We start from the raw sequence: 25,145 nt of genomic DNA on the forward strand, positions 1-25,145 counted from the left end.
CTAACGGCTACCCCGGAGACCGACGTTGTTGTCGGAGAAGACTTCATTGACTTTCTGCCGGAGGTTGGCGCCCTTCCGGCTGGCCACATCGTTGAGCTCCTGCGCGAAGTCCAGGAGTTCGGCGCGGAGGCGCACGGCGAGGTCGTCCGTCCCGGCGGCCAGCATCCGCACGGCCAGCAGGCCGGCGTTCCGGGCGCCTGCGATGGAGACTGTGGCCACCGGGACTCCGGCGGGCATCTGCACGATGGAGAGCAGCGAATCCATGCCGTCGAGGGTCTTGAGCGGGACAGGCACGCCGATGACGGGCAACGGAGTGACCGAAGCCAGCATGCCCGGCAGGTGGGCGGCGCCGCCCGCGCCGGCGATGATGACGCGGAGACCGCGCTCATGGGCCGTCTGTCCGTACCGGATCATTTCGGTGGGCATGCGGTGCGCGGAGACAACGTCGGCCTCGAAGGGGATGCCGAACTCTGCCAGGGCATCAGCGGCGGCCTCCATGACGGGCCAGTCCGAATCCGACCCCATGACGAGGCCGACCAGTGGGGCGGGGGCTGTTTCGGGGCTCATGCGTTCTCCTCGGTTATTGCTGGTCCCGCGTCGGCCGGCAGCCTGCCGTCACGGATGATGCTGGCCACGGCGGTGGCCCGTTGCCGCAGGGATCCGACGTCCGCCACGGATGCGCCTACCAGGTTGACGTGACCTATCTTCCTGCCTGGCCGCACGGATTTCCCGTAGCAGTGGACTTTTGCGGCGGGTTCAGCCGCCAGCGCCGCCGGATAGGCGGAGAACAGATCCTGGTTGTCGCCGCCCAGGAAGTTCTTCATCACCACAACCTGGCCGAGAACGTCCGTGGCGCCCAGCGGCAGGTTGAGGACCGCCCGGAGATGCTGTTCGAACTGGCTGGTGACGGAGCCGTCCTGGGTCCAGTGCCCGGTGTTGTGCGGACGCATCGCCAGTTCGTTGATGAGGAATCCAGCCCCTGTTCCGGGCGTCTCGAAGAGCTCAACAGCCATGACTCCGGTGACGCCGAGTTCGTTGGCGATCCGCAGGGCCGCCTCTTCGGCCGCCGCGGCAACCTCGAGGGGGATGTCCTGGGCGGGCGCGATCACTTCATCGCAGACGCCGTCCACCTGGATGGTGTGGACCACAGGCCAGGCCCGGGACGCGCCGTCCGGCGTTCGTGCCACGAGGGCAGACAGTTCACGGCTGAACTCCACCTTGGCCTCGGCGAGGAGCGGGCTCATGGCCTCGAACCAGTCCGCCGTTTCTGCGGCGTCCTCTGCGGAGCTGACCATGCGGACGCCCTTGCCGTCATATCCGCCGCGCGGCATTTTGAGCACCACGGGCCACCCGGTCCTGTCGCCGAAGCCGATGAGCCCGGCCACATCGTCCACGGAAGCCCATACCGGGTTGGGAAGCTCCAGGCGGTCGATCGCGGCACGCATGACGAGTTTGTCCTGGGCGTTGATGAGGGCGTCGGGCCCCGGCTGGACATTCACTCCGGCTTCGATCAGGGCGTAGAGGTGCTCGCCGGGAACGTGCTCGTGGTCGAAGGTCAGCACGTCCAGGCCCTTGGAGAACTCCAGGAGCGCAGCGAGGTCCTTGTAGTCGCCCACCGGCGCGTTCGCGACGGCTGAGACTGCGGATACGTCCTCGCCTTCCGCCAGGACGCGGAGTTCGAAGCCCAATGCGGTGGCGGCTGGGGCCATCATGCGCGCAAGCTGGCCGCCGCCAACCACGCCGATTACTGGAAAAGTCACATATGCCAGCCTACAGAAAAGGAGCGCGGTTACCGGCTTCCACGGCGGTGAAGCTCCCTAAATTGCACAATATCCATGCCGCCGCCCGCTGCAGGAGCACCAGGGGCGGTGCCCCCGTTGAGGTTACTCACAGCAAACCGGGCTAAAATGGGAGCTTGGCCCAACGGCCCCCAGTATTCAGACGGCCACGGAGGGTCATGATTAACACACTTGCAGAGCGCATCCGGGGACTCGCCTCGCTATTTTGGCGCGAGGTGGCGAAATTCGGTGCCGTGGGCGGTGTGGCGTTCGTCATTGACAACGGACTGACCTACTACCTGATGCATGGCCCCATGACGGACAGCGAGGCCAAGGCCCGGTTCGTGGGAGCCACCGTGGCCACCGTGTTTTCCTGGATCGCCAACCGCCTCTGGACCTTCCGCCACCGCCGCCAGGCCAACGTTTTGCGTGAGTTCCTGATGTTCGTCCTGATCAACGGCATCGGCATTGGCATTTCCACCGGCTTTACCGCCCTGGCCAAGTATTCGATGGGCGTCACGGACAAAAACATGCTCTTCGCTGCCGGCATCGTGGGCATCCTGGTGGCTACCGTCGTCCGCTTCTTTGCCTACCGATTCCTCGTGTTCAACCAGGAACTGGACCAGGAACCGGAATTTTCCCACGACCACGAACTCATCGAGCACCACCATGCTGCCAAGCCGGTGGCCCGCCTGGCGGAGCCGGCAGCGGAGGACCCGGAAGTTCCCGCACGCCGGGAGTGACGCGGCGGGCGTTTGCCGCCGGTGTCGGCGCGGGACGTCAGTCGCCGTCGATGCGCTCCGCCGCGAGCAGTTTGTCCGTGAGCTCCACGTCGCCGTGGACCAGCACCACTGACCCGTCGTTCCTCCACACACCGAGGGCGTTGGCCAGTGCTGCCTCAAGCCCGTCAGCCGCCTTGACCAGCAGCCTCGCGCCGCCCTCGTGCCCTGCGGCGAACCCGTCCAGCAGGTCCGCATGGCGCACGGCTGTCCCGCCGGAGCGTCGGACGGCCGGCTGGCCGGGATCCGGATCGTTGTGGGCCATGAAGACGTCACCGTGCGAGCGGACCTCGGCCGCGTAGTCGATAACGCCGGCGGGCAGTTCACCCGGCCACCGCATGGCAAGGGCCGGCAGCGGTACCGCAATGACGGCGTCGAACCCGTCCCCGGCCTGCGTGGGCTCGGAGGTCGCCAACAGCTCCGCGTCGTCGCCGTCCAGGATCACCTCCATGCCGAGCTGCCATGCCGCAAGGGCCCAGATCATGGATTTCCAGTGTGCCGGAAGGTCAAGCCGCAGCCGCGTTCCGGGGCCGGCGTCGAGTTCATCCTGCAAAAGGTTGCTCGTCTTCGCCACCCAGTTATCAAGCACCCGGCCGGAGAGCTCCACACGTTCCGAGTCGGGTCCGTACCAGGTGAGGCGGGGGGAAGTGGAGTGGCCCGAGCGCAGGGCCGTCATCAGATCAATGGCCGGGATGTTCATGGCTACATCTTGCCACGCACGGAAGTGGTGTCTACGGGCACTTTGCCTTCCTGCTGAAGCACGTGATCTCCGACACAACGTTTTTCTAACGTCATTTGCGTAAAGGTGCCGGATTCCTGCGGTTTCCGCGGAATTGCGGCGGAATCTAACGAAACAGTAAGGTTGCTGTCAAGTTAAGTGACCTCCGGATCCGCCCCGCGAAAAAATTCCCGGGCGTGGCGTGGCCGATGATCAACTCAGGCATTGATTATTATCCGGTCGACGGCTTGACTCCCCTTACTTACACGCGTGTAATTAGTTATCAAAGCCACTGCGAAGCCCGGGCACACAAATCTAGTGTCCTGAGCGTCCGGGAAAAAGGCTGCACTATTTGGGGAGGGGACGCCATGGGGCAAGTTGAGCGTATCCATGAGGAAGCCGTTGTGGCCGGCCAGGCCACGGCAAAATACCGCTCACGCGGCGTGCCGGGTGACTGGTACGTAGATCCGGCTGATCCGGATGCCGCCGAGCGGTACAACCTGGACACCTCTGCGTCATTGCAGGACCAGGCCACCGCTTTCCTGGCAGAGCATGAAGCGCTGCTGGGCGGCCAGCCGGAACTGGACGAAGACCTTAGCGATCCGCCGATGGAACTGCGGACCCCCGGCGCGGGCACTCTGGTCCAGCCGGTGTGGATCGGGTTGCCGCGAGAGCAGGACTTCGACGACGAAGGCGAGCTCAGCTGGCAGACTGATGCTTTGTGCGCGCAGACTGATCCCGAGGCGTTCTTCCCCGAAAAGGGAGGGTCCACACGGGACGCCAAGAAGGTCTGCGGAGCGTGCAACGTCCGGTCCCAGTGCCTGGAATACGCTTTGGCGAACGATGAACGATTCGGTATTTGGGGAGGCCTCTCCGAGCGTGAGCGCCGTCGGCTGAGGAAGCGAGCAGTCTAATTCTTCAGGAAGTACACGTCACTGCCGTTGTGGTTGCCCATAACGGCAGTGACTATCTCCCCAGGACCCTTGCGGCATTGGCGGGCCAGACCCGGCCGGTGGACGTTGCGATCGGGGTGGATACAGGTTCACAGGACAATTCCGCTGCCCTGCTGGAAGGCGCGCTCGGCAGAGCCAGCGTCACCCGCATCAGTGCCGGCAGAACAGGGATGGGCGCTGCCGTAACCGCAGGACTTTCCGCCCTGGCCCCGTGGAACCCCAAAGCCCAGGAGACAGCCTCCGAGTGGATCTGGCTCCTGCACGATGATGCAGCCCCTGCCCCGGAGGCGTTGGCGGAACTGCTTCAGGCCGTGGAGCGTGCGCCGTCAGTCACAGTGGCCGGTTGCAAGCAACTGGACTGGGACGTCAAGCGGCGGCTGATCGACGTCGGACTTTCCACGAGCCGCTGGGCCGAGCGGCTCACCCTGATCGAGGCGGATGAGCTCGATCAGGGCCAGTATGACGGCCGCTCCGACACGTTCGCGGTCAACTCTGCAGGAATGCTGGTCCGGCGCGACGTCTGGGAGCACCTCAAAGGGTTTGATCCGGCGCTCCCCGGCACCGGAGACGATGTCGACTTCTGCTGGCGGAACCGGCTCGCCGGGCACCGCGTAGTGGTGGTGCCCAGCGCCAAAATGTTCCACGTTGCGCACCGGCCGCATGCCCTGGGCACCGCCTCGGCCGCGCGCCGGGCCCAGGTGCACCTCCGGCTCAAGCATGCACCGCTCTGGATGGTCCCGCTGCACGCCGTGGGAGCGCTGCTGGGGAGCATCTTCAAACTGGTCTTCAGCATCGCCGTGAAGGACCCGGGGCACGGTTTCTCCCAGCTTCTGGCAACACTGGCGGCCCTTGGCAGGCCCGGCGCCGTTTTCCGCGGGCGCCGGAATGCCGCCCGCACCCGCCGCGTGCGGCGCTCGGTGGTCAACGCCCTCCAGACCGAACGGCGTGAAGTGTGGGGCCACCGGCGTTCCCTTATGGAATCCCTGGGCGCGGACGACGCACAGTCCGGGGACAGCGGGAACGATTCGCTGGCGGATCAGCCCAGCGGCGACTCCACGAACGACTTCGCCGCACTCTCCACCAGCGAACGCGGCTGGGTGGGCAACGGCGCCCTCGTCGCCGTGATTCTTGCCTCGGCGGCTTCGATCGCCGGCTTGGCCGCACTCTTCCAGGCAGGCGCCGCCGCCGGAGGCGCACTCCTGCCGGCCTCTGCCAGGATTGGGGACATTTGGCATCACGCCTCCAGCTGGTGGATCGGACTCGGCGCCGGCTTGCCGGGCCACGGTGATCCGTTCGGCTACGTCCTCTGGGTTTTGGGCGTGCTGGGCGGCGGCAACGCAAACGGCGCCCTGATTTGGCTGCTCCTGCTCGCCATGCCATTGGCCGGGCTGGCGGCCTGGTTCGCCTCGGGCGCCTTGACTTCCCGCCGCCGGTTCCGCCTCGCTGCGGCGATGGTATGGGCTGGGGCGCCTGCCCTACAGATCGCCGTAAACCAAGGACGCGTGGGCGCCCTCGTGGCACACATCATGATGCCGCTCGTCGTGCTCGCGCTGCTGCGCGCCACAGGCTCGGCTATCGGGCGCGGCCGCTTTGCCATGCCCGCTCAGGGCCAACGTCATCAGGCCGACAGGCTGCCGGTGAAGCCCGGTGTCAACGGGACGCCGTCCTGGACAGCCGCAGCTGCGGCAGGGCTCGCCCTCGCCGTGGTCACTGCCGCCGCCCCGTCGCTGCTGGTGCCGTCCGCCGTCGTCGTCATCCTTTGCGGCCTGCTGCTGCGGGGGAGGGGACGCACCCTGTGGTGGGCCCTCCTGCCGAGCGCCGCGCTGTTCGTCCCCTTCGCCCTGTCCACCCTGGACCGTCCCCGGGCACTTCTTGCGGATCCGGGCCTTCCGCTGGACTTCGCTGCCGCTCCGCTCTGGCAGCAGATTCTGGGCCAGCCCCTCAGCTTCGATCCAGCCGGCGGGCTTTCCGGACTGGCACTTTTCGCGGGCGGCCCCGTGCCGTGGGCGCTGGTCCTGGCGCTCTTGATCGGCGCGCCGGTGCTCGCACTGGCCGTGGCTGCGCTGTTGATTCCCGCACGGCGCGTCCGCGTTGCCAGGGCCCTGTGGGTGGGCGCCCTCGTTGCGCTGGCCGGCGGCTGGCTGGCCGGGCACGTCGCCACGGGAGCCACTGAGCAGGCCCTGGTGGCGCCGTTCGCCGGACCCGCGGTATCCGCCGCCGTGTTCGCGTTGCTCGGGGCGGCACTCATCGGCGGTGACGGCCTGCTTTCCCTTGCCGACGCCGGCGCCGTCGTTTCAGCCGGCAAGGATCCTGAAAATGGACGGCGCGGCAGACGGGATGTCGTGATCCGTTCCGCTGCGGCGCTCGCCGTAGCGCTCCTCCTGGCCGGTCCCGCGGCGGGGCTCGCCGCCTGGGCGGCCCAGAACGTTCTCCAGCCGGCCGCTACCGCCGGGGCCGCCGCCGACACGCCGGCCCTGGGAACCCCCCGTCTGGTGGCTGCCACGAATCCGCGAAGCCTCCCTGCCACGGCAATCGACCGCGGCGAGGGTCCGGAGCAGTCGCGCACCCTGCTGATCGGCACCGGTGAGGACGAGACGTACGATGCCTCGCTGATGCGCGGTGCCGGCACAACGCTTGACGGCCTTTCCGCCATCGCCTCGGCCCGCGATATCCGGGGGAATCCGGGCAGCGAATCGGTGCGCGAGGACGACGAAGTCACGGCAGCCCTTCGCAAAACCGTGGCCACGCTCGTCGCGGGCCAGGGCGTTGACCCGCGGCCCGAACTCGAGCAGCTCGGTGCCGGCTTCGTGGTGCTCCGCGCGTCGGACACCGCGGCGCAGCTGACGGCGAGCCGCATGGACGCAGTGCCCGGACTCGTGGCCGTGGGCCAGACGGACTCCGGCTGGCTGTGGCGGGTCAGCCCGCTGAACCAGACCGTCCTGCAGCCCGCCGACGTCGCCCACCGCGTGCGCATCGTTGACGGCAAGGGCACCACGATCAACCTCCTTCCGTCGGGTCTGACCAACGTGGAAACCGCCGTGCCCAAGGGGCCCGAAGGCAGGCTCCTGGTGCTCGCGGAGCGCGCGGATCCGGGATGGACCGCCTGGCTCGACGGACGCAAGCTCACGTCCACCACATCCGGCTGGTCCCAGGCCTTCACGCTGCCTACGCAGGCGGGGCAGGTCACTGTCCGCTACGAGAGCCCCTGGGCGCCGTGGACGGGAATCATCCAGGCGGCGGTGATCGGCCTGACAGTCCTCTTGGCGCTGCCCATGCCGACACGGCGCCCCAACACCGGCCTGTCCAGGGACGAAGGCTCCCTGCGTAAGGAATACCAGAATGCATAAGGAAGAGAACGACGGCGGGACGCCGGCAGCGGCGAAGCCTGCGAAAAAGGGCAGGCGTCCCGCGCGCCGCGGCATGGTCACCGGCCTGCTGTCGTCGGCAGCGATTCTGGTGGCCGGGGGAGGGATGGTGGCAGCAGCCTCCCTCGCCACGCAGCCCTCCACTGGCCGGCAGCTCGAGATCCCGCTGGCCTCCGTCCCCGCAGGAAGCAGCCAGGATGTGTGCCCCGGCCCGGCGAAACTGCTCGAGGGAACGCCGGTGGGGACGGACCCGCAGTTCAGCCCGGAATCGGCCACGGCCAAGAGCTGGGTCTCCGCGGCAGTCATCAGCGCGGCCGGCGGTTCGCTGCCGGGCAGCAGGCTGTCAGCACTGGGCGGCTCGGAACTCCTGCGCATCGCCGACGTTCCCGGCGCCGCCACTGCCCCGGCTGGCGCCTCCGGCCAGCTCGCCGGGATCATCGCCCAGCGGAGCGTCAAGGACGTCAGCGTCCTCAGTGCCGACGCGCTGGGCAACCGGCAGCCGGCCGCAGCCGCCGTCATGAACTACACGGCAACGGACGGGGACCTTCAAGGATTGGCCGCCGCTGCCTGCCAAGCGCCCTCGAACGACGCCTGGCTCACGGGGGCCAACACGGCAGTGGGCCGCACCAGCCTCCTGAACCTGACCAACGCCTCAACCACGCCCGCCACGGTGAGCCTGGAGCTCTACGGCAAGAACGGCCAGATCAAGGCCCCCGGCAGCAGGGGGCTGCTGGTCGCCCCGAAATCCACGCGCTCCATTGTGCTGGCGGGCCTGGCCCCCGGCGAAGAGCGGCTGAGCGTCCACGCCCGCAGCACGGGCGGACCGGTGAGCGCTTTCATCCAGCAGAGCGTGCTGCGCGGGCTGACACCCGGCGGCATCGATTTCATTGCACCGGGGACCGCGCCCGCACCACGCCAGGTCATAACCGGAATCGACATCCAGGACCCGGAGGGGCTGGCAGCACTCACCGCCGCGCCAGGCTTCCGCGACGCCGCACCTTCCCTGCAGATCACCGTTCCGGGGCCGATTGATGCCGTGGTGGAAGTCAAGGTCTTCGGGAGCGCCGGGCAGAAGGCACTGCCCGGCGGGGGCGTCGTCACCGCCAAGGCCGGGACTGTGACAGAAGTTCCGCTGGCCGGCGTTCCGGCCGGCCAGTACACCGTTTCAGCGATGTCGGATGTGACCATCGTGGCCGGCGCCCGCGTGAGCCGGGGCCTCAAGGCCAGTCAAAGCTCGGACTTCGGCTGGGCGCCGTCGACGGCCCAGCTCGGTAGCCAGCACGTTGTGCCGGTTCCGCAGGACGGCGAACGGTTGCTGGTCTTCGGGGCGCTGGATGACAGGGCCACCATTTCCTACACCCCCATCACGGCGGACGGGAAGCTCCGCCCGGCCGCCAGCGCGAACATCGCCGGGGGCACCACGACGTCCCTGAAGGTGCCGGCGAAGATCGGAAAGTCGCCGGTCGTCGCCTACCTGGTGTCCGCCTCCGGCGGCGCGGCGTACGGTACGGTCCTCCTTGAGCGGGAGGGCCGCAATGACGTCTCCATCGTCGCCATTGCACCGGGCGCCGAGGGACAGGAAAAGGTGCGGGTGACGCTGGGCCAGTAGGTCAGCTAGTAGCGGCGCCGGTAAACAGGGTCCAGGGTCTCCGGCGCCACGCCAAGCATTTCAGCGGTATGTTCGACCACGACGTCGTGCACCAGGTCCTGAAGCTCTTCCGGGACCGGGCACGCCTGTTCCACCACCCTGCGGTACAGGGTAATGATGGGTCCCTCGTCCTCGGTGGGGGGCGTGTAGGAGCCCAGGGGAGCCGGCGAGCGGTCAGCCACGAGCTGCTCCAGGTTCGGCGGAATCTCCTCGACGGCGAACCGCACGCCGTCGAGCGGCTTGCCCCAGATGTCGTGAAGGCGCTCGGCGGAGTCCATGACGAATTCGTCAAACCGGTCCGAACGGGTGCGGTAAGCAGGCAGCGTGGGCAGCATCAGTTCTCCGCGGAGGCCGCGTCCGTGCCGGTTGCGCCTGCGCTGCGCAAAGCTACGCGCGGGAACTGAGCCTGTGGCGTCCCGGGGAGCGTCGGGGTCAGCCAACCGGACCGTAAAACCCGAATCATGGTGCGATGACTGCATATACAGACTCTAAACCCGCCGGATGATTTGCGCGACATAATCCGTGCCGCGGGGCACGGCCGCGGCGCGGGCCGGCGTCAATGTCGGAAAATGTTCCCCACCCGGAGTAGTCTGTGATGTCGTGGGTGCTATCCGTCAATGTTCCAGGTCAGCCTGCCGCCAGTCCGCGGTGGCAACTTTGACGTACGTTTACGCTGATTCCACGGCGGTCCTTGGGCCGCTGGCCACCTACGCCGAGCCGCATTGTTACGACCTCTGCGAGCAGCACGCCGGCTCCCTAACCGTGCCGCGGGGTTGGGAAGTCCTGCGCCTGGCCATGCCGTCGCAGCCGCCACAGCCCGGCCCGGACGACCTGCTGGCGTTGGCCGACGCCGTACGTGAGGCGGCCTCCCGGCCGTCGGCGTCAGCCCCGGCCCAAGGGCAGCGCGGCACGCATTCGGCGCTCGAGGCGCCGGCCGGCACGGAGGGTGCCCGCCGCGGCCATCTGCGTGTCCTGCGCGAACCGTCCTGACGCCGAACTGGCGGTAGGCTGGGAGCTGCAAATCCGTCAGCCACAGCGCGCCGCGCCCAGCAGGGAGCATCCATCATGCCAAAGATCAGTCCTGAACTGTTGTCCGTCCTGCGGTGCCCGGTCACCGGATCGGCCCTGACCCAGGAAGGCGAGGAGCTCGTCTCAACGGCCCCGGCAGAGGGCGGCGAACCGATGCGCTACGCCATTGAAGACGGCATCCCCCTGCTCCTTCCCCCCGAACTCCTCGCGGCGGCCAACGCTGCACGTTCGGACCAGCACGACGGCCCCGCAGCGGCCGCGCCCACACCCTAAACTCCAGCCCGCACCGCAGAAGGCAAGACGCCGGATACAGCAAAGGATTCCCATGACTCTCGATTACAAGGTTGCCGACATCTCCCTGGCCGAGGCCGGGCGCCACCAGATCCGCCTCGCCGAGCACGAAATGCCGGGGCTGATGTCCCTTCGCCGGGAATTCGGGCCTAGCCAGCCGCTGAAGGGCGCACGCATCGCGGGTTCACTGCACATGACGGTGCAGACGGCCGTCCTGATCGAGACCCTGACTGCGCTCGGGGCCGAGGTCCGCTGGGCATCCTGCAACATCTTCTCCACCCAGGACGAGGCCGCGGCCGCCGTCGTCGTCGGCACGGGGACCGTGGAGGACCCCCAGGGTGTTCCGGTCTTTGCCTGGAAGGGCGAGACCCTCGAGGAATACTGGTGGACTGCCGAGCGGATCCTCACCTGGCCGGGCGCCGACGCGAACCCCGAACTGGGGCCGAACATGATTCTCGACGACGGCGGCGACGCCACGCTGCTGGTGCACCGCGGTGTCGAGTTCGAGGCAGCCGGCGCCGTTCCGGCCGCCGGCGCGAACGATCCCGAGGAATATGCCATCGTCCTTGACGTCCTGCGCCGGACCCTGGCCGAGGACCCGAAGAAGTGGACGCGGCTCGCCGCCGGAATCCACGGCGTCAGCGAGGAAACCACCACCGGCGTGCACCGCCTCTACCAGCTGGCGGAGCAGGGCAAGCTGCTCTTCCCCGCCATCAACGTCAACGACTCCGTGACCAAGAGCAAGTTCGACAACAAATACGGGATCCGCCACTCCCTGCCGGATGGCCTCAACCGGGCCACCGACGTCCTGATCGGCGGCAAGGTCGCCGTCGTCTGCGGTTACGGTGACGTCGGAAAGGGCGCCGCCGAGGCGCTCCGCGGCCAGGGCGCCCGGGTGATCGTCACCGAGATCGATCCCATCTGCGCACTGCAGGCAGCCATGGACGGCTACCAGGTGGCCAAGCTGGAGACTGTGCTCGCGCAGGGTGACATTTTCATCACCACTACGGGCAACAAGGACGTCATCATGGCCGAGCACATGGTCGGGATGAAGAACAAGGCCATCGTGGGCAACATCGGCCATTTCGACAACGAGATCGACATGGCCGGCCTCGGCCGGGTTCCCGGCATCAGGAAGGTCGAAATCAAGCCGCAGGTCCACGAGTGGGTCTTCGAAGGCGACGCAGCGGACGGCGCCGATGCGCGGTCCATCATCGTCCTCTCCGAGGGACGGCTCCTGAACCTGGGCAACGCGACCGGCCACCCGTCGTTCGTCATGAGCAACTCCTTCGCGAACCAGACGATCGCGCAGATCGAGCTGTTCACGAAGAAGGACCAGCCCGAGGGCGCGAGGGAGTACGACAACCAGGTCTATGTCCTGCCGAAGATCCTCGACGAGAAGGTGGCCCGACTCCACCTCGGTGCGCTGGGCGTGGAACTGACCGAGCTGTCCAAGGACCAGGCTGACTACCTGGACGTGGACGTGGCCGGTCCGTACAAGCCGGAGCACTACCGCTACTAGGCAGCCGGCACGCCGGGTGCCCCGGAGGGCGGCGCCCGGCCTCATGTCCCGCCCGCATGGCGCGGGCGGGTGTTGCCGTGCCGTGCGATAAAATTGACTGGTCAGCGTTACCGCTGGGCATACGGACGGACGCCGACTGGCGGCCCGGCGGGGGACATGGAGATTCAGTCATGACGGATAAGAGCACGCGGAAGATCGGCAAGATCCTCGCCGTCGTGGCGATCTGCGCTGCGGTTGCCGCAGGAGGAATCGGCGTAGCCACCGCGCCGGGCTGGGCCAACCCCGCGCCTGAATCCGAGGCTTCCACGCCCGTCCGCAATGAGCCCGGACTTGCCGCCCCTGTGGTCAAGGCCGTCGAACTGGGCGTAACGCCCACGGACGGCGCAAAGGGCGTCAATCCGGCGGTGGCACCGTCGGTGAAGGCTGTCAACGGCCTCGTCAAAGACGTCGTGCTGGCGCCGACCGCGGGCGGCGAGCCCGTCAAGGGCACGGTGAGTGCCGACGGCACTACGTGGACCACCATGGACCCGCTGCTCTTCAACACGGCCTACAACTACAGCTTCACGATTGTTGACGAAGCAGGCCGCGAGACCAAGAAAACACAGACCTTCACCACGGTGGAGAGCGCCAACGAGGCGGACGCCGCCGTCTATCCGGAGAACGGTTCCACCGTCGGGGCCGGGCAGCCCATCGACATCGTCTTCAGCGAGCCTGTTGCCAACAAAGCCGCCGTGGAGAAGGCAGTGAAGATCACCGTTTCCTCCAAGCAGCCCGTGGCCTGGCACTGGTACTCGGACCAGCGCGTGCGCATCCGGCCGGAGAAGTTCTGGGCTTCCAACAGCCAGGTCATTTTGGACATGAAGCTTTTCGGCGTCGACTTCGGCAACAAGATGATCGGCAACTTCAATGCCAAAGTGCAGTTTAAGGTTGGCACGCAGCGCCTGGCCGTCGTGGACGACATCACGAAGACCATGAAGGTCTATTTTGACGGCAAGCTCGTCAAGACTGCTCCCGTGACCCTCGGCAATCCCGAATGGCGGTCGCCCACGGGTTACGCCGTGATCATGGAGCAGGAACGGCGTTCCAAGTTCAACGCCGGCAGCATCGGCCTCAAGCCGGGGGACAAGGGCTACTACCCGCCGCTCACCGTGGAGTACGCCAACAGGCTCACGTCGTCCGGCGTCTACGTCCATCAGGCCCTTGAATCTGCGTGGGGCTACGTGGGGGTCTCCAACGTGTCGCACGGCTGCGTGGGGCTGCTGCCCGCAGACGCCGTGTGGTTCTTCAACAACATGAAGACAGGGGACGTGGTCCAGGTCCTCAACACCGGCGCCCCGGCGGTCGAACCGCTGGAGGGCTACGGTGACTGGAACATTCCCTGGGCACAGTACGCCAAACGCTAGTCCGCGGGGGTGTCCCGGCCGGCGCTGAACGGGAGGCGGTGGAGGCGTTCGCCGATCCGCCCGCTCTGTTTCCTGGCTTCCCCGAGGCGCCGGAGCTCGCGGCTGCGGCGCTCGGCCAGGACTGCCGCAAGGTAATCGTCGGGAGTCGTCCCGGGCGGCGGAGCCGGGGCCACGAAGCCCGCCATCTCCGAGGCAAGGGACGCGGCCATTCCGTTGCGTGACAGCGGGGACATCCGGGGTGCCTGCCGGATGAACTGCGCCGCGCGGCGGCCCAGGGAATCCGGGATCCGGCCGATGTCCGCCGCGGCCGCCCAGGCGTGAAGATACCGCGGGGTGACCGCCACGACCGGCGGTTCCAGCGGGACGCGCCTGCGCAGCGAATATGTTCCGGCCACAATGTCACCGAGCCGCCGCGACCTGTCATCGAACAGGGCAACGGCGATGGCGATTCCGCCGAAGGTCAGGTAGATCTCCAGGAAGCCAATCAACGCCCGGATGACCGCGTGGCGGAAGCGGATGGCCCCGCCGTCGTCCCGCACGATCCGCAGCCCGGCGGCCAGCTTCCCGAGCGAGAGGCCCCTGGTCAGCGTCTCGACGGCCGCAGGAACCATGACGAGGCAGAACACCACGCTGACCAGGACCAGCGCCTGCACCGCAGCTTCGTCCAGCTCATCGCCCGAGGCGGCCACTGCCAGAAGGATCAGCACCAGCAGCGCGGCATTCACCAGGACGTCCAGCAGCAGTCCCAGGGCGCGGGCCGCAAAGGACGCCGGGCGCAGTTCAAGGACAACTGCCTCGCCTGTGATGAGTCGACTCAATTCCTGCCCCGTACCTCGTGCGGCCTACCGGTCGACTAAAGTCTAGTTCGGGCAGGCTAGGGTAGTGGCGTGGACATGGATGCCTTCTCCGCCGTCAATTCGGACACGTGGTCGAGACTGCATTTCCTCGCGCACAAGCGGCGCCTCAGCGGCGCTGATGCTGACGAACTGTTGCGCCTCTACCAGGCGACTTCCGCGCATCTGTCCCTGCTGCGCTCCACGGGCGCGGAAAGCGGGCTCTCGGCGTCGTTGTCGGCCACGCTCGCTCAGGCGCGCACGCGATTCACCGGCGCACGGTCGAACTTTTTGGAGGACCTTGCGACATTCTTCGTGGTTGCACTGCCCGCCGCCTTGTTCCGTATCCGCTGGCTGACGCTTGCCTGCGGGGTCGTGTTCTGCATCATCGGCTGCGCCTATGCCTGGTGGATAGGAACGTCTCCCGAGGCCCTGCGGGCCGTTGCGTCGGAGGCAGAGGTCCGGCGGTATGTGGAGGAGGACTTCATCGACTACTACTCGGAGAACCCGGCGGCCTCGTTCGCGGGGGCCGTGTGGACCAACAACGCCTGGATCAGTGCGCAGGCGGTGGCTCTGGGCATCACAGGGTTCTGGGTCCCCATGATCCTGCTGTCCAATGCGCAGGGAGTGGGGGTGGCCGCCGGAATTTTCGCCGCCGTGGGAAAGGCGGACGTCTTCTTCAGTTACATCCTGCCGCACGGACTGATGGAGCTGACGGCTGTCTTCGTGGCGTGCGCCGCGGGGCTCAGGATCTTCTGGGCGATGGTATCGCCGGGGGCGCGGACCAGGTCCCGCGCGGTGGCCGCTGAGGGGCGGTCCATGATTACTGTTGCCCTGGGGCTGGTCCTGGTGCTGTTCGTATCAGGCCTGGTGGAGGGTTTCGTTACGCCCAGCGCACTGCCGGTGTGGGCGAAAATCAGCATCGGCGGGGCCGTGCTGGCCGCGTTCTGGGCGTACGTGCTCGTCTGCGGCGGCAGGGCATACCGTGCCGGGGCGCGGGGCGACCTTGACACCCGGGACGCCGGCTACGGAGAAATAGCTGCGTGATTCCAGCCGGACGCGGGGTGGCATCTCGCGGTGCCGGAGCGCCTGACGGTAGGCTCTTCAGGAGATACACAGCGCTGCCTGGCCCCAGACCCGGAGCGCGGACGCCTACGGAAGTGAAGCTGCAGTGAACGACAATACTCCGACCCCGTCCAGACGGCTCGATCCGCAGCTGGATCCGGCCAATGAGCCGGCCATTGACCCTGCCGACGATTCAAGCGAGCCCGCGTTTGACTGGATGAAGCCGGCCCCCGCAGCCCGGACCGCCGCAGGCACGGATGGCGCCTCTGTTGGCGGCGATTCCGCAGGCGTTGGCGCGGCTGCCCAGCCCGGCAGCCGTGCCGACCGCAAGGCGGCGGAGGCGGCCGCTGCGGACACCGCCGAGGATTCGGATGCCGCCGAGTCGGCAGATGCCACAGACTCCTCCGTGCCCGCCCGCGGCGCCCACATCAGCGAACCGCTGCCCACCTCCGCGCTGCAGGTGCGTCCGCCCCGCGAGGACGTGGAGCGACGCAACGCCGAACGCGAACAGGCAGCGAACGCCAAGCCCGTGCTGCCGCGGATCCTGCAGGTCCTGTTGGCCGTCTTCTATCCGGTGATCCTCCTTGTCCTGGCCGTGCGCGCCGTGACCAGCCCGCTTTTCCTGTGGGTCGAGTACCACCGGCCGGGCTTCCCGGGCGACGGCTATGGCTTCAACGCCGACGACCGCATGACCTACGGTTCCTACGCCGTGGACTACCTGAGCAACTGGTCTGGCCCGCGCTACCTGGGCGAGCTGGTCAACCGCAGCGGCGACAAGCTCTTCATGGACGGCGAGGTCAGCCACATGGCCGACGTCAAGCTCGTGATCCTCGCGGCTTTCGGCGCCGGAGCACTTCTGGCCCTCATCAGCATCGCGGCCGTCATCTACCTGCGGCGCCGCACCCCGGGCGGAGTCCGCCGGGGGCTGTTCGCCGGTTCCATCGCCACCCTGGTCATCATCATCGGCCTCGGCACACTGGCTGCCCTTGGCTGGCAGCAGTTCTTCACGGAATTCCACCACATCTTCTTCGCCAACGGGTCCTGGACGTTTGCCTTGGAAGACACGCTGATCCGGCTCTTCCCGGGGCAGTTCTGGATCGATGCCGGCATCGTCATCGCGGCACTCGTCCTCGTCACTGCTGTCGTCACCCTTGTGCTGACCTGGCCCACGCGCCGACGCCGCGGACTGGCCAAGGCCGTCAAGAAGGACCGCGAGGAAGACGCCGGCACCGAAGCAGCCACCGGAGCCGGTGCGGACCAGCCTTCCCGGCTGTAAACCGCGCCGGCTGTAGACGGCGCCGGCCATAGACGGCGCCCGCGGGATCGTGCCTCAGATCCAGGAGGGCATCCACATCCTGACCCGCCACTCCTGGTACGGGATGATCTCCGCTGTCCAGACCGGATAGAAGAAGGCCGAGATCAGGACCGCGCCCACAACGAACAGGGCAACCCCGTACAGCCCTGACCGCCTGCGCCACAGCGGGTCCGTCCTGCGCCCCAGCACCAGGCCCAGGCAGTACACGAGGGCGAGGATCAGGTACGGCTCAAAGGACACTGCGTAGAAGAAGAACATGGTGCGTTCCGGGTACAGGAACCAGGGCAGGTAGCCGGACCCGACGGCCGCCAGTACGGCACCGGCCCGCCAGTCGCGGCGGCCCGCCCACCAGAACAGCAGGACCACCAGGGAGACTGCCGCGCTCCACCAGATCAGCGGGTTCCCCACGGACAGGATGGCCGACGTGCAGCTGGAAAAATCGCAGCCTGGGGTGCCCTGCTTCGGGGATTCATAGAAGAAGGACGTTGGCCTGCCCATGACGAGCCAGCTCCAGGCGCTTGCCTCGTACGGGTGCTCCGAGCTGAGCCCCTGATGGAACTTGAAGGCCTCGAGGTGGTAGTGCGCCAGCGACCGGACCGAGTCCGGCAGCCAGCCCCATTCCGCGCTCGGATTCGAGGCTGCCCACTGCCGGTAGTAGGCATCCGTGGACCGGAACCAGCCGGTCCAGGTGGCGGCGTACGTCACCGCGGCCACGGGGACGATACTCCCGAACGCCAGCAGGCCGTCCTTGATGATGCCGCCGCTGATCCAGCCGCGGATGCCGGCGATCCGGCGGGCACTCAGGTCCCAGAAGACCGTCAGGAGGCCGAAGCCCGCCACGAAGAAGAGCGCCGACCACTTGGTTCCCACGGCGAGGCCAAGGCACACGCCCGCAGCGACCCGCCACCACCGGATGCCAAGCCAGGGGCCGGACAGCAACTGGAGCGGGGACGGCCGCGCGGCCGGCGTGGCGGCTGCCTGCCGGGCGAGCCGGAGGGCCAGCCGGCGCCGGCCGTCGTCGCGGTCCATCAGCAGCGCCCCGAAGGCGGCCAGGATCCAGAACGTCAGGAAGATGTCCAGCAGCGAGGTGCGTGACATCACCAGGTGATGCCCGTCGACGGCAAGCAGCAGCCCTGCCAGCGCCCCCAGAATGAGGGAACTGAAGAGCTTCTGGGCGATCAGGGCGAGCAGCGCAATGGACAGCGTTCCCGTCAGCGCCGCTCCAAAGCGCCAGCCCACAGGGTTGTCCGGCCCGAACAGCCACATGCCCGCGGCGATCATCCATTTGCCCACGGGAGGGTGGACCACGTACTCGGGCGTGTTCAGCAGCACTCCGGGATTACCCGCGATGAACGAGTCGTTCGCCTTGTCCGGCCAGCTCCGCTCGTAGCCGCTCACCAGCAGGGAATAGGCGTCCTTGACGTAGTACGTTTCATCGAACACCAGGCTGCGGGGGACGTCCAGGCGGACGAACCGGAGGACGCCGCCCACAGCGGCGGTCAGGGCAGGAACCAGCCAGAACCAGAGCCTGAGCGACGGCGGGTAGTCCCGCCAGCTGCGGATGCCGCCGAGCAGCCGTTGGGCAAGGGCTTCAGCGGTGAAGGCTTCCGCGGGGCGGCTGATCCAGCGGGCACCTCCCGGCTTGCCGCCCGGGGGTGCCGGGGCTGAATCCGGTGTGCTGGCTGTTCCGGCCCCGTCAGGCCGCACGGAGGTCTGCGTCACCTGCCCATGCTACCTTTCGCCCCATGGAGTCAGCTGACACCCAGCCGTGTGCCCCCTTGAAGCGCGAACGAACAGTTGAGGCCCGCTCTCTGAGGGCCTCAACTGTTCGTTCGCGCTGTGAGCCGTGATCCTGTGCCGTGATGGTTCCGGCCGGCAGTAGGCTGGACCTGTGGACCAAGACCCGAACGACGCCCAGACCAGCAGCTCCGAACCGCCAGCAAGCTCGGGGCAGGACGTCTCCGCCGGGGGTCCCGGACGAATTGTGCTGGCGGCCACGCCCATCGGCAACGTCGGCGACGCGTCAGCGCGGCTCATCGAGCTGCTGTCCTCCGCGGACATCGTCGCCGCCGAGGACACCAGGCGCCTGCACCGTCTGGTCCAGAGCCTGGACGTCACCGTTGCCGGACGCGTCATCAGCTACCACGAGCACAACGAGGCCACCAAGACAGCGGAGCTGCTGGACCAGGTCCGCGCGGGCAAAACGCTTGTCATGGTCACCGACGCCGGAATGCCCTCGGTTTCCGATCCCGGCTTCCGGCTCGTCGAAGGGGCCGTAGCCGCGGGGCTCACCGTCACGGCCGTTCCCGGCCCCTCCGCCGTGCTCACCGCACTGGCGCTGTCCGGACTTCCCACCGACCGGTTCTGCTTCGAAGGATTCCTTCCGCGGAAGGCCGGTGAACGCGCATCGCGCCTGGCGGATCTCGACGCCGAACGCCGCACCATGGTCTTCTTCGAGGCGCCGCACCGGCTCGAGGCCATGCTCCGGGCCCTGCACGAGCGCTTCGGACCGGACCGCAAGGCGGCGGTGTGCCGTGAGCTGACCAAGACCTACGAGGAGGTCATCCGGGGCACGCTGCGCGAACTGCTGCAGTGGGCGGAAACCAACGAGGTCCGCGGCGAGATTGCCGTCGTCGTGGGAGGCGCGCCGGAACGGGCCCCGGGGACCCCGGAGGATAGCGTGGCGGCCGTCAACGAGCTTGTTTCGCAGGGCATCCGGCTCAAGGATGCCGTGGCAGCCGTGGCCGAAGAGGTGCGGGTCAGCAAGCGCGAGCTCTATGCCGCCGTGCTCGCGGCCCGGTAATTTCCCCTCCGTTTCGGGCCGGCCAGCGGCTGTGCAGTTGCACAGCGGATGGTGGCATGTGTAGTGCGTGCATGCGTAGACACTGGTGAGACGCGGGCAGTAGCGTGGCATTAAACCAGCCAAGCAAGCAGCAGGCTGCAGGCGGCCCGATGCCGGATGCAAGAGCTGCACATAAACCGCAAACCCGAATTGCTGACGAGGGAGTCACCGTGTCTGTTACTACACAGTCCACTGTTACCGCAGAACGTGAAAGCGAACTGCTCGCATCTGTTCCCACCGGCCTGCTCATCAACGGTGAGTGGCGTCCGGCGGCGTCAGGCAAGACCTTCGACGTCGAAGACCCCTCAACCGGCAAGGTGCTGCTGAGCATCGCCGATGCCGGGGCCGAAGACGGCATGGCCGCCCTTGATGCTGCCGCTGCCGCCCAGGACTCCTGGGCCAAGGTGCCCCCGCGCGAGCGCGGCGAAATCCTGCGCCGGGCATTCGAGCTGGTCACCGAGCGCGCCGAAGACTTTGCCCTGCTGATGACCCTGGAAATGGGCAAGCCGCTGGCCGAGGCCCGCGGCGAGGTCGCCTACGGCGCCGAATTCCTGCGCTGGTTCTCCGAGGAAGCAGTCCGTGCCTTCGGCCGCTACTCGGTGTCCCCGGAGGGCAAGACCCGCCTGCTCGTGCAGAAGAAGCCCGTTGGACCCTCGCTGCTGATCACCCCGTGGAACTTCCCGCTGGCCATGGCCACGCGCAAGGTCGCCCCCGCTGTCGCAGCCGGCTGCACCATGGTGCTCAAGTCGGCCAACCTCACGCCGCTGACCTCCCAGCTGTTCGCAGCCGTCATGCAGGAAGCCGGCCTGCCCGCCGGTGTCCTGAACGTCATCCCCACGTCCACGGCCGGCGCCACCACCGGGCCGCTGATCAAGGACGCCCGGCTGCGCAAACTGTCCTTCACCGGCTCCACCGAGGTGGGCCGCCGGCTGCTCACCGATGCCTCCGAGAATGTGCTGCGGACCTCGATGGAGCTCGGCGGCAACGCCCCGTTCGTCGTGTTCGAGGACGCCGACGTCGACGCTGCAGTCGCCGGGGCCATGATCGCAAAGCTGCGCAACATGGGCGAGGCCTGCACCGCGGCCAACCGGTTCATCGTGCACGAATCGGTCGCCGATGAGTTCGCCGAGAAGTTCGCAGCCAAGATGGCGGACATGACCACCGCCCGCGGCACCGAGCCCGAGTCCAAGGTGGGCCCGCTGATCGACGCCAAGAGCCGGGACAAGGTCCACGAACTGGTCAGCGACGCCCTCGCCTCCGGCGCTACGGCCGTGGTCGGCGGCGCCCCGGTGGACGGGCCGGGCTACTTCTACCAGCCCACCATCCTCAAGGGCGTCACCGAGGGAACCCGGATCCTGTCCGAGGAAATCTTCGGACCCGTCGCACCGATCATCACCTTCGACACCGAGGACGAGGCCATCCGCCTGGCCAACAACACCGAATACGGCCTGGTCGCCTACGTCTTCACGAGGGACCTCAACCGCGGCATCCGGATGGGCGAACGCCTCGAAACCGGCATGCTCGGCCTGAACGCCGGCGTCGTCTCCAATGCCGCGGCACCGTTCGGCGGCGTCAAGCAGTCCGGGCTGGGACGTGAAGGCGGTCTCGAGGGCATCGAGGAATACCTCTACACGCAGTACATCGGCATCGCCGACCCGTACGCGGGCTAGCCTTCGCGCAGCCGCCGTACGCCGTCGCGGGCTTTGTCCCAGAGTCCCGCGACGGCGCGGCGGACGCGTGCAGCGACGCCGCGCACCGTGCGGAAGGGCGATCCGGCGATCCAACCCCAGCGGGACATCACGGACGGCGGCAGCCAGTCCGCGCGGAGCCGCGCCATGAGTCCCGCGTTTCGGCGCAGCGCCTCCCGCACAAGGGCGATCTGCTGCGCACGTGTTTGTTCCCCCTTGCCGCCCGATTCAGCCTGGCCGGTGCCTGGCCGGCCGTACTCGTGCCGCTCGAAGTCTCCGGTCAGGGTGATCACCGCGCGGCGCCCGGCGTCCACGCTCCCGGCGGATACGGCACCTTCCGGCTTCCCGCCGTCGTCCCGGTTCAGGGCCGGCGACCGGCGTAGCCGCGCTGAAAAACTCCGCGGCGTTTCACTGGCCACCGGCGGCACGCCGTAATCCGCGGCCAGATCCAGCAACTCTGCCCAGGCGAGCGGCACCGCGGCCTTGCCGTTCCTCCCGGAGGCCGGCCTCCGGAGGCGGCGGGCACGGATGCTGCCCCGCACAAGCCGCGGGGAAGCGGCAACCAAAACCAGCACCAGAACCGCGGCAGCGCCGTAGAGCAGAGGCGCCAGCTGGTTGCCGGCGGCGTCCCCCGTTCCCGGCAGGGGGAGAGGCGGGGTTTCGGGTGTAGCAGGCGGTGTTGCGCCGCCGGTCGGCAGCAGGCCGTCGTTGTTCCCCTCATGGGTGCTGGCGCCGCCGGACGACGGATCCTGGGCGTAAGGCGGCACCACGCCGCGTGAAGGCGTGGGCTCGAACGGAACCCAGCCCAGGCCCTGGAAGTACAGCTCCGGCCACGCGTGGGCGTCCCTGGCATCGACCTCGAACTCAGGGAGTGCGCCCTGGCCGGCGACGGACACCGTTGCCCCGGTCAGCCGGCCCGGGGCGTAGCCCACGGCGATCCTGCTGGGGATGCCCTCGACCCGGGCCATCACGGCCATGGCCGAGGCGAAGTGGATGCAGTAGCCGCTCTTCTGGGTCAGGAAGTCGGCCAGCACGGACAGTCCGTTTCCGTCATAGCCTCCCTGGACCGGTGATTCCAGCGAATAGGTGAAGTCACCCGCACGCAGGTACCGCTGGATTGCCATCGCCTTTGCGTAGGCTGTCCCGCTGTTTTGGGTCACCGAATCGGCAGTAGACCGGACGATGTCCGGCAGGTTGGCCGGTGGCCTGATGAACTCCTCCGGAATCCCCCGGACCGGCGCGGAGGACTCGTTCAGCAGCTCCGTTGTCAGCTTGGGGGAGGACGACAGGACGAGGTACTGCTGGTTCCTGGAGTTGGTGTCGGTGCCTTTGATGGTCAGGGTGGCCGGGTCCCAGCTCCACCGGCCGGTGAGGCCGTTGACGGCTTCGGGCGCGTAAGGCGCGGGGAGATAGGGGCTGGTGAAGTCTCCGGTGTTGACCGCCGTTATTTGCCGCACCTGCTCCGGAGCGAGAATCTCATGCCCCACGTCCATCCGGCCGGCACCTGCCCGGCGCGTGGACTCGCGGTCGTCCGGGGACCAGGACTCGCCGTCGAACCGGTCCACCGTGACGGAGCGCAGATACAGGGGCGTGGTGGCATTGGTGGCGTAGGTGATCCGGCCGTCACCTGACGGGCTGCGCAGGCTGTTGCCCAGGCTGATCATGGGATTCAGCCCGTTGGATGAGCCCCAGGGGTTCAGCCGGGACCCCTGGGGGAAGGTGCCCTGGTCGAAGCCCGGAATGACAAGCTGCAGCAGCAGGGCCGCCACCAAGGCCACGGATCCCGTGAGGGCCGCGCGTTTGATCTGTCCGGGATTCCGGGCGGTGTCCGCCTGCGTGCGCGCATCGGGGGCGAACCACTGGCTGCAGGCGAGAATGACGAGATATCCGGCCGCTGTCCCCACGAATCCCGCAAGCCCCACGCTTTGCGGCTTGATCATGGCGGGCACCACAAGCACCGCCAGGAGGCCCAGGCCACTCGTGGCAGGCATACCCAAGGGCAGGGCCAAAGCGTCCACCAGGATGACCACGAGGCCCAACGCGGCGCACGTGACCAGAACGATGCCGGCGTTCGGTGCCACCGGAGAGCTTTCGGCCAGCACCGTTTCGCTGGCCCGCCGGAGAAGCCGGCCCAGCGCGGCCAGCGTCTTGTCGGAAGGAATGAACCCGGCGATGCTGTCCCGCCGGAAGAAGGTGAAGGTCAGGATGAGCACCAGCGATGCCAGGCCGCCCAAAGGCACCAGCACGGGCTGCGCCCTGACGCTGCGCAGGACGGCCATGGCCAGGGACACCACGATGACGGTGGTGAGGACCGGCAAGTACCAGGCCCATCCCCTGAGGACGCCGTTGAGGGACAGCGCTGCGCCGCAGACCGAGACCGCAACGGCGCCCGCCATGACCCACGGATAGGCGCCGGCGCCGCCGTGTGTGGGGCCGCGGGAAGGCTCAGCCTGAGGTGGCCGTGCGGCGCTGACCTGGCGCTGGGGCGTGAGCGTCACCGGGCCACCCCCGCGCCGCGGCGAACGTCGGCGGCCGCCGTCCCGAGTGCTGCATCGCCTTCATCGAAGTACGTCCAGGCGGCGGGCAGCGATGTGGCCGCCTCCACCGCCACCGCACGCCAGCCGCCGAGGCGCAAGGCCTCGAGGACGTCGTGGCACTCCCCGGGCCTGTCAGCGATCACCAAGGCGAACGCGTTCGCCGCGTAACCGGCCGCCGGCGACAGCGCCCGGGCCTCCGCCAATGAGATTTTTCCGAGGACCGCCACCACCGGACCGCGCATCCGGTGCGCGGCGAGCTTGTCCATGAGCCTGTCGTCGAAAACGGACTGTCCGGAGTCAGAGCCCCCCGCGTGCTCGCGGCGGGCCGTGTCGTGGTCACGGCGCAGGTGGTGGGGGCCGGAAAGCTGGATGGCGGCAAGGCTCTCTGCAACGGACTGCAGACCGCCTGCGCCGCTGTACTCCTCAGCGTCAGGTTCCGGCGCGGACTGCGAGCGGTGGAAGGCAGGATCGCCCGCCGCGTCAAGGAACCTGAGGGAGTAATTACGTTCGGCGAGATGGGCGCTGACGGATATGACTGCAGTGACGGCCCACTCGAAGGTGTCGCTCGTGACAAGGTCTTCGCCGTCGTCGCTGCCGAAGACCGCGCCGAAGCCCGTGGCGAAGGAGACGAAGCGCTGGTCCAGGATGATGGTGGCCTCAGGCGTGGTGACCGATTCCTCCTGCCTGACCATCAGCGCGCCGTGGCGGGCTGTGGCCGGCCAGTGGACCCGGCGCATCGGGTCGCCATGCCGGTACTCGCGCGTCATGACGTCGTCGTCGCTGGGATTGGCCCGGGTGCGGGTCGCCGTGATTCCGTCGTTTCCGCGGGCGCCGGCCAGTCCCGTGGCGGGCAGTTCGACGGCGGCCGGCGTCACGGTGAGCGTGTCGCCATCGTCGATGCAGTGCCTGTGCAGCGAAAGCCCGAACGGATCAGTGAACTCAGCCGTGACGGGGCCGATGGTGAACTGCCCCCGTTTTCCTGAACGCAGGTGGTACTCGTAACGGCTGGTGCCGCCTGAGGCGGACCGCGCGGGGAAGCGGAACGCCGGGGACTCGCCGAACCTCGGCGGCAGGCGCTCCTCCATGATGACCCTGCCGACGCCGATCCCGGTCCGCGCAACGGCCAGCCGCACGGTCGTGATGGAGGCGGTTTCGACCGTGGAGGGGCTGAACTCGCGGTACACCCGGAACCGCGGCTTGACCACCCGGATGCCGGCGAGCGAAATGAGCGGGAGGACAATCAGCAGCAAGCCGAGCACCAGGAGGTCCCGGCGGCCCATTACTTGGGCGAAGAGCAGCGAAATGACACCGGCGGCCAGTAGGCCCCAGCCGCGAGTGCTGAAGAGGTGGCGGGGAAGGCTGTCCAACAGGGCCACGGC

General features: G+C 68.0%; 20 protein-coding genes. 12 read left to right on the forward strand and 8 right to left on the reverse strand.

The window, feature by feature from the left end; genetic code table 11:
- The gene (purE, locus tag ASG92_RS13815) at nt 1-567 is read right to left on the reverse strand and encodes a 5-(carboxyamino)imidazole ribonucleotide mutase (protein ID WP_056629283.1); all 567 of its coding nucleotides are present in this window, start codon (nt 565-567) and stop codon (nt 1-3) included.
- A complete protein-coding gene (locus tag ASG92_RS13820) occupies nt 564-1,760 on the reverse strand; it encodes a 5-(carboxyamino)imidazole ribonucleotide synthase (RefSeq protein WP_082579501.1) in 1,197 nt (398 codons plus the stop codon). The genes purE and ASG92_RS13820 overlap by 4 nt, the downstream gene beginning before the upstream one ends.
- A 197-nt stretch (nt 1,761-1,957) precedes the next feature.
- Here ASG92_RS13820 and ASG92_RS13825 point away from each other — a divergent pair, with 197 nt between their 5' ends.
- Complete coding sequence (locus ASG92_RS13825) at nt 1,958-2,521, forward strand: GtrA family protein (protein WP_056629285.1); 564 nt, start codon at nt 1,958-1,960, stop codon at nt 2,519-2,521.
- A gap of 37 nt (nt 2,522-2,558) precedes the next feature.
- Here the strand turns inward: ASG92_RS13825 and ASG92_RS13830 are convergent, their stop codons facing one another.
- Nucleotides 2,559-3,257 (reverse strand): TIGR03089 family protein, encoded by a 699-nt coding sequence (locus tag ASG92_RS13830; RefSeq protein WP_056629287.1) that lies wholly within the window; start codon nt 3,255-3,257, stop codon nt 2,559-2,561.
- Between the two features lie 386 nt (nt 3,258-3,643).
- Between ASG92_RS13830 and ASG92_RS29840 the strand changes: the two genes are divergently transcribed.
- From ASG92_RS29840 to ASG92_RS13845, 3 genes are read left to right on the forward strand one after another with little or no spacing between them, the layout of a single operon-like run.
- Nucleotides 3,644-4,189: a WhiB family transcriptional regulator gene (locus ASG92_RS29840; protein WP_082579502.1), complete on the forward strand. Its 546-nt coding sequence runs from the start codon at nt 3,644-3,646 to the stop codon at nt 4,187-4,189.
- Complete coding sequence (locus ASG92_RS13840; RefSeq protein ID WP_277309281.1) at nt 4,189-7,575, forward strand: glycosyltransferase family 2 protein; 3,387 nt, start codon at nt 4,189-4,191, stop codon at nt 7,573-7,575. The genes ASG92_RS29840 and ASG92_RS13840 overlap by 1 nt, the downstream gene beginning before the upstream one ends.
- Nucleotides 7,568-9,202 (forward strand): DUF5719 family protein, encoded by a 1,635-nt coding sequence (locus ASG92_RS13845; protein WP_056629292.1) that lies wholly within the window; start codon nt 7,568-7,570, stop codon nt 9,200-9,202. The genes ASG92_RS13840 and ASG92_RS13845 overlap by 8 nt, the downstream gene beginning before the upstream one ends.
- Nucleotides 9,203-9,207: 5 nt before the next feature.
- Here ASG92_RS13845 and ASG92_RS13850 read toward each other — a convergent pair whose 3' ends face one another.
- The gene (locus ASG92_RS13850; protein WP_056629293.1) at nt 9,208-9,720 is read right to left on the reverse strand and encodes a metallopeptidase family protein; all 513 of its coding nucleotides are present in this window, start codon (nt 9,718-9,720) and stop codon (nt 9,208-9,210) included.
- A 121-nt stretch (nt 9,721-9,841) separates the two neighbouring features.
- Here ASG92_RS13850 and ASG92_RS13855 point away from each other — a divergent pair, with 121 nt between their 5' ends.
- The 4 genes from ASG92_RS13855 (at nt 9,842) to ASG92_RS13870 (ending at nt 13,486) form a co-directional block, all read left to right on the forward strand.
- Nucleotides 9,842-10,231, forward strand: coding sequence for a DUF3499 domain-containing protein (locus ASG92_RS13855; RefSeq protein WP_056629295.1), 390 nt, complete (start codon nt 9,842-9,844; stop codon nt 10,229-10,231).
- A 75-nt stretch (nt 10,232-10,306) separates the two neighbouring features.
- Entirely contained in the window at nt 10,307-10,543 is a 237-nt protein-coding gene (locus ASG92_RS13860) for a hypothetical protein (protein ID WP_056629296.1), read from the forward strand.
- A gap of 52 nt (nt 10,544-10,595) precedes the next feature.
- Nucleotides 10,596-12,083 (forward strand): adenosylhomocysteinase, encoded by a 1,488-nt coding sequence (gene ahcY / locus ASG92_RS13865; protein WP_056629298.1) that lies wholly within the window; start codon nt 10,596-10,598, stop codon nt 12,081-12,083.
- Between the two features lie 170 nt (nt 12,084-12,253).
- On the forward strand, nt 12,254-13,486 hold the full coding sequence (locus ASG92_RS13870; protein WP_056629300.1) for an Ig-like domain-containing protein: 1,233 nt from the start codon (nt 12,254-12,256) through the stop codon (nt 13,484-13,486).
- Here the strand turns inward: ASG92_RS13870 and ASG92_RS13875 are convergent.
- Entirely contained in the window at nt 13,483-14,304 is an 822-nt protein-coding gene (locus ASG92_RS13875; protein ID WP_056629302.1) for an RDD family protein, read from the reverse strand. The genes ASG92_RS13870 and ASG92_RS13875 overlap by 4 nt on opposite strands.
- A 69-nt stretch (nt 14,305-14,373) precedes the next feature.
- Between ASG92_RS13875 and ASG92_RS13880 the strand changes: the two genes are divergently transcribed.
- Nucleotides 14,374-15,366, forward strand: a complete 993-nt coding sequence (locus tag ASG92_RS13880) for a stage II sporulation protein M (protein ID WP_200951970.1) — start codon at nt 14,374-14,376, stop codon at nt 15,364-15,366.
- A gap of 124 nt (nt 15,367-15,490) precedes the next feature.
- Complete coding sequence (locus ASG92_RS13885) at nt 15,491-16,660, forward strand: TIGR01906 family membrane protein (RefSeq protein ID WP_056629305.1); 1,170 nt, start codon at nt 15,491-15,493, stop codon at nt 16,658-16,660.
- Nucleotides 16,661-16,714: 54 nt separating this feature from the next.
- Here ASG92_RS13885 and ASG92_RS13890 read toward each other — a convergent pair whose 3' ends face one another.
- Entirely contained in the window at nt 16,715-18,421 is a 1,707-nt protein-coding gene (locus ASG92_RS13890) for a phospholipid carrier-dependent glycosyltransferase (RefSeq protein WP_056629308.1), read from the reverse strand.
- 259 nt (nt 18,422-18,680) lie between these two features.
- On the opposite strand from ASG92_RS13890, the gene rsmI reads away from it, so the two are divergent.
- On the forward strand, nt 18,681-19,502 hold the full coding sequence (rsmI, locus tag ASG92_RS13895) for a 16S rRNA (cytidine(1402)-2'-O)-methyltransferase (protein WP_240987143.1): 822 nt from the start codon (nt 18,681-18,683) through the stop codon (nt 19,500-19,502).
- Nucleotides 19,503-19,711: 209 nt separating this feature from the next.
- Nucleotides 19,712-21,211: an NAD-dependent succinate-semialdehyde dehydrogenase gene (locus ASG92_RS13900; RefSeq protein WP_056629310.1), complete on the forward strand. Its 1,500-nt coding sequence runs from the start codon at nt 19,712-19,714 to the stop codon at nt 21,209-21,211.
- Here ASG92_RS13900 and ASG92_RS13905 read toward each other — a convergent pair.
- Nucleotides 21,208-23,727, reverse strand: coding sequence for a DUF3488 and transglutaminase-like domain-containing protein (locus ASG92_RS13905; RefSeq protein ID WP_056629312.1), 2,520 nt, complete (start codon nt 23,725-23,727; stop codon nt 21,208-21,210). The two genes, ASG92_RS13900 and ASG92_RS13905, sit on opposite strands and share 4 nt — an antisense overlap.
- Nucleotides 23,724-25,142, reverse strand: coding sequence for a DUF58 domain-containing protein (locus tag ASG92_RS13910; protein WP_056629313.1), 1,419 nt, complete (start codon nt 25,140-25,142; stop codon nt 23,724-23,726). Before ASG92_RS13910 ends, ASG92_RS13905 begins: the two co-directional genes overlap by 4 nt.
- Nucleotides 25,143-25,145: the final 3 nt, after the last annotated feature.

The organism is Arthrobacter sp. Soil736 (assembly GCF_001428005.1).
In the GTDB taxonomy this organism is placed as follows: domain Bacteria; phylum Actinomycetota; class Actinomycetes; order Actinomycetales; family Micrococcaceae; genus Arthrobacter.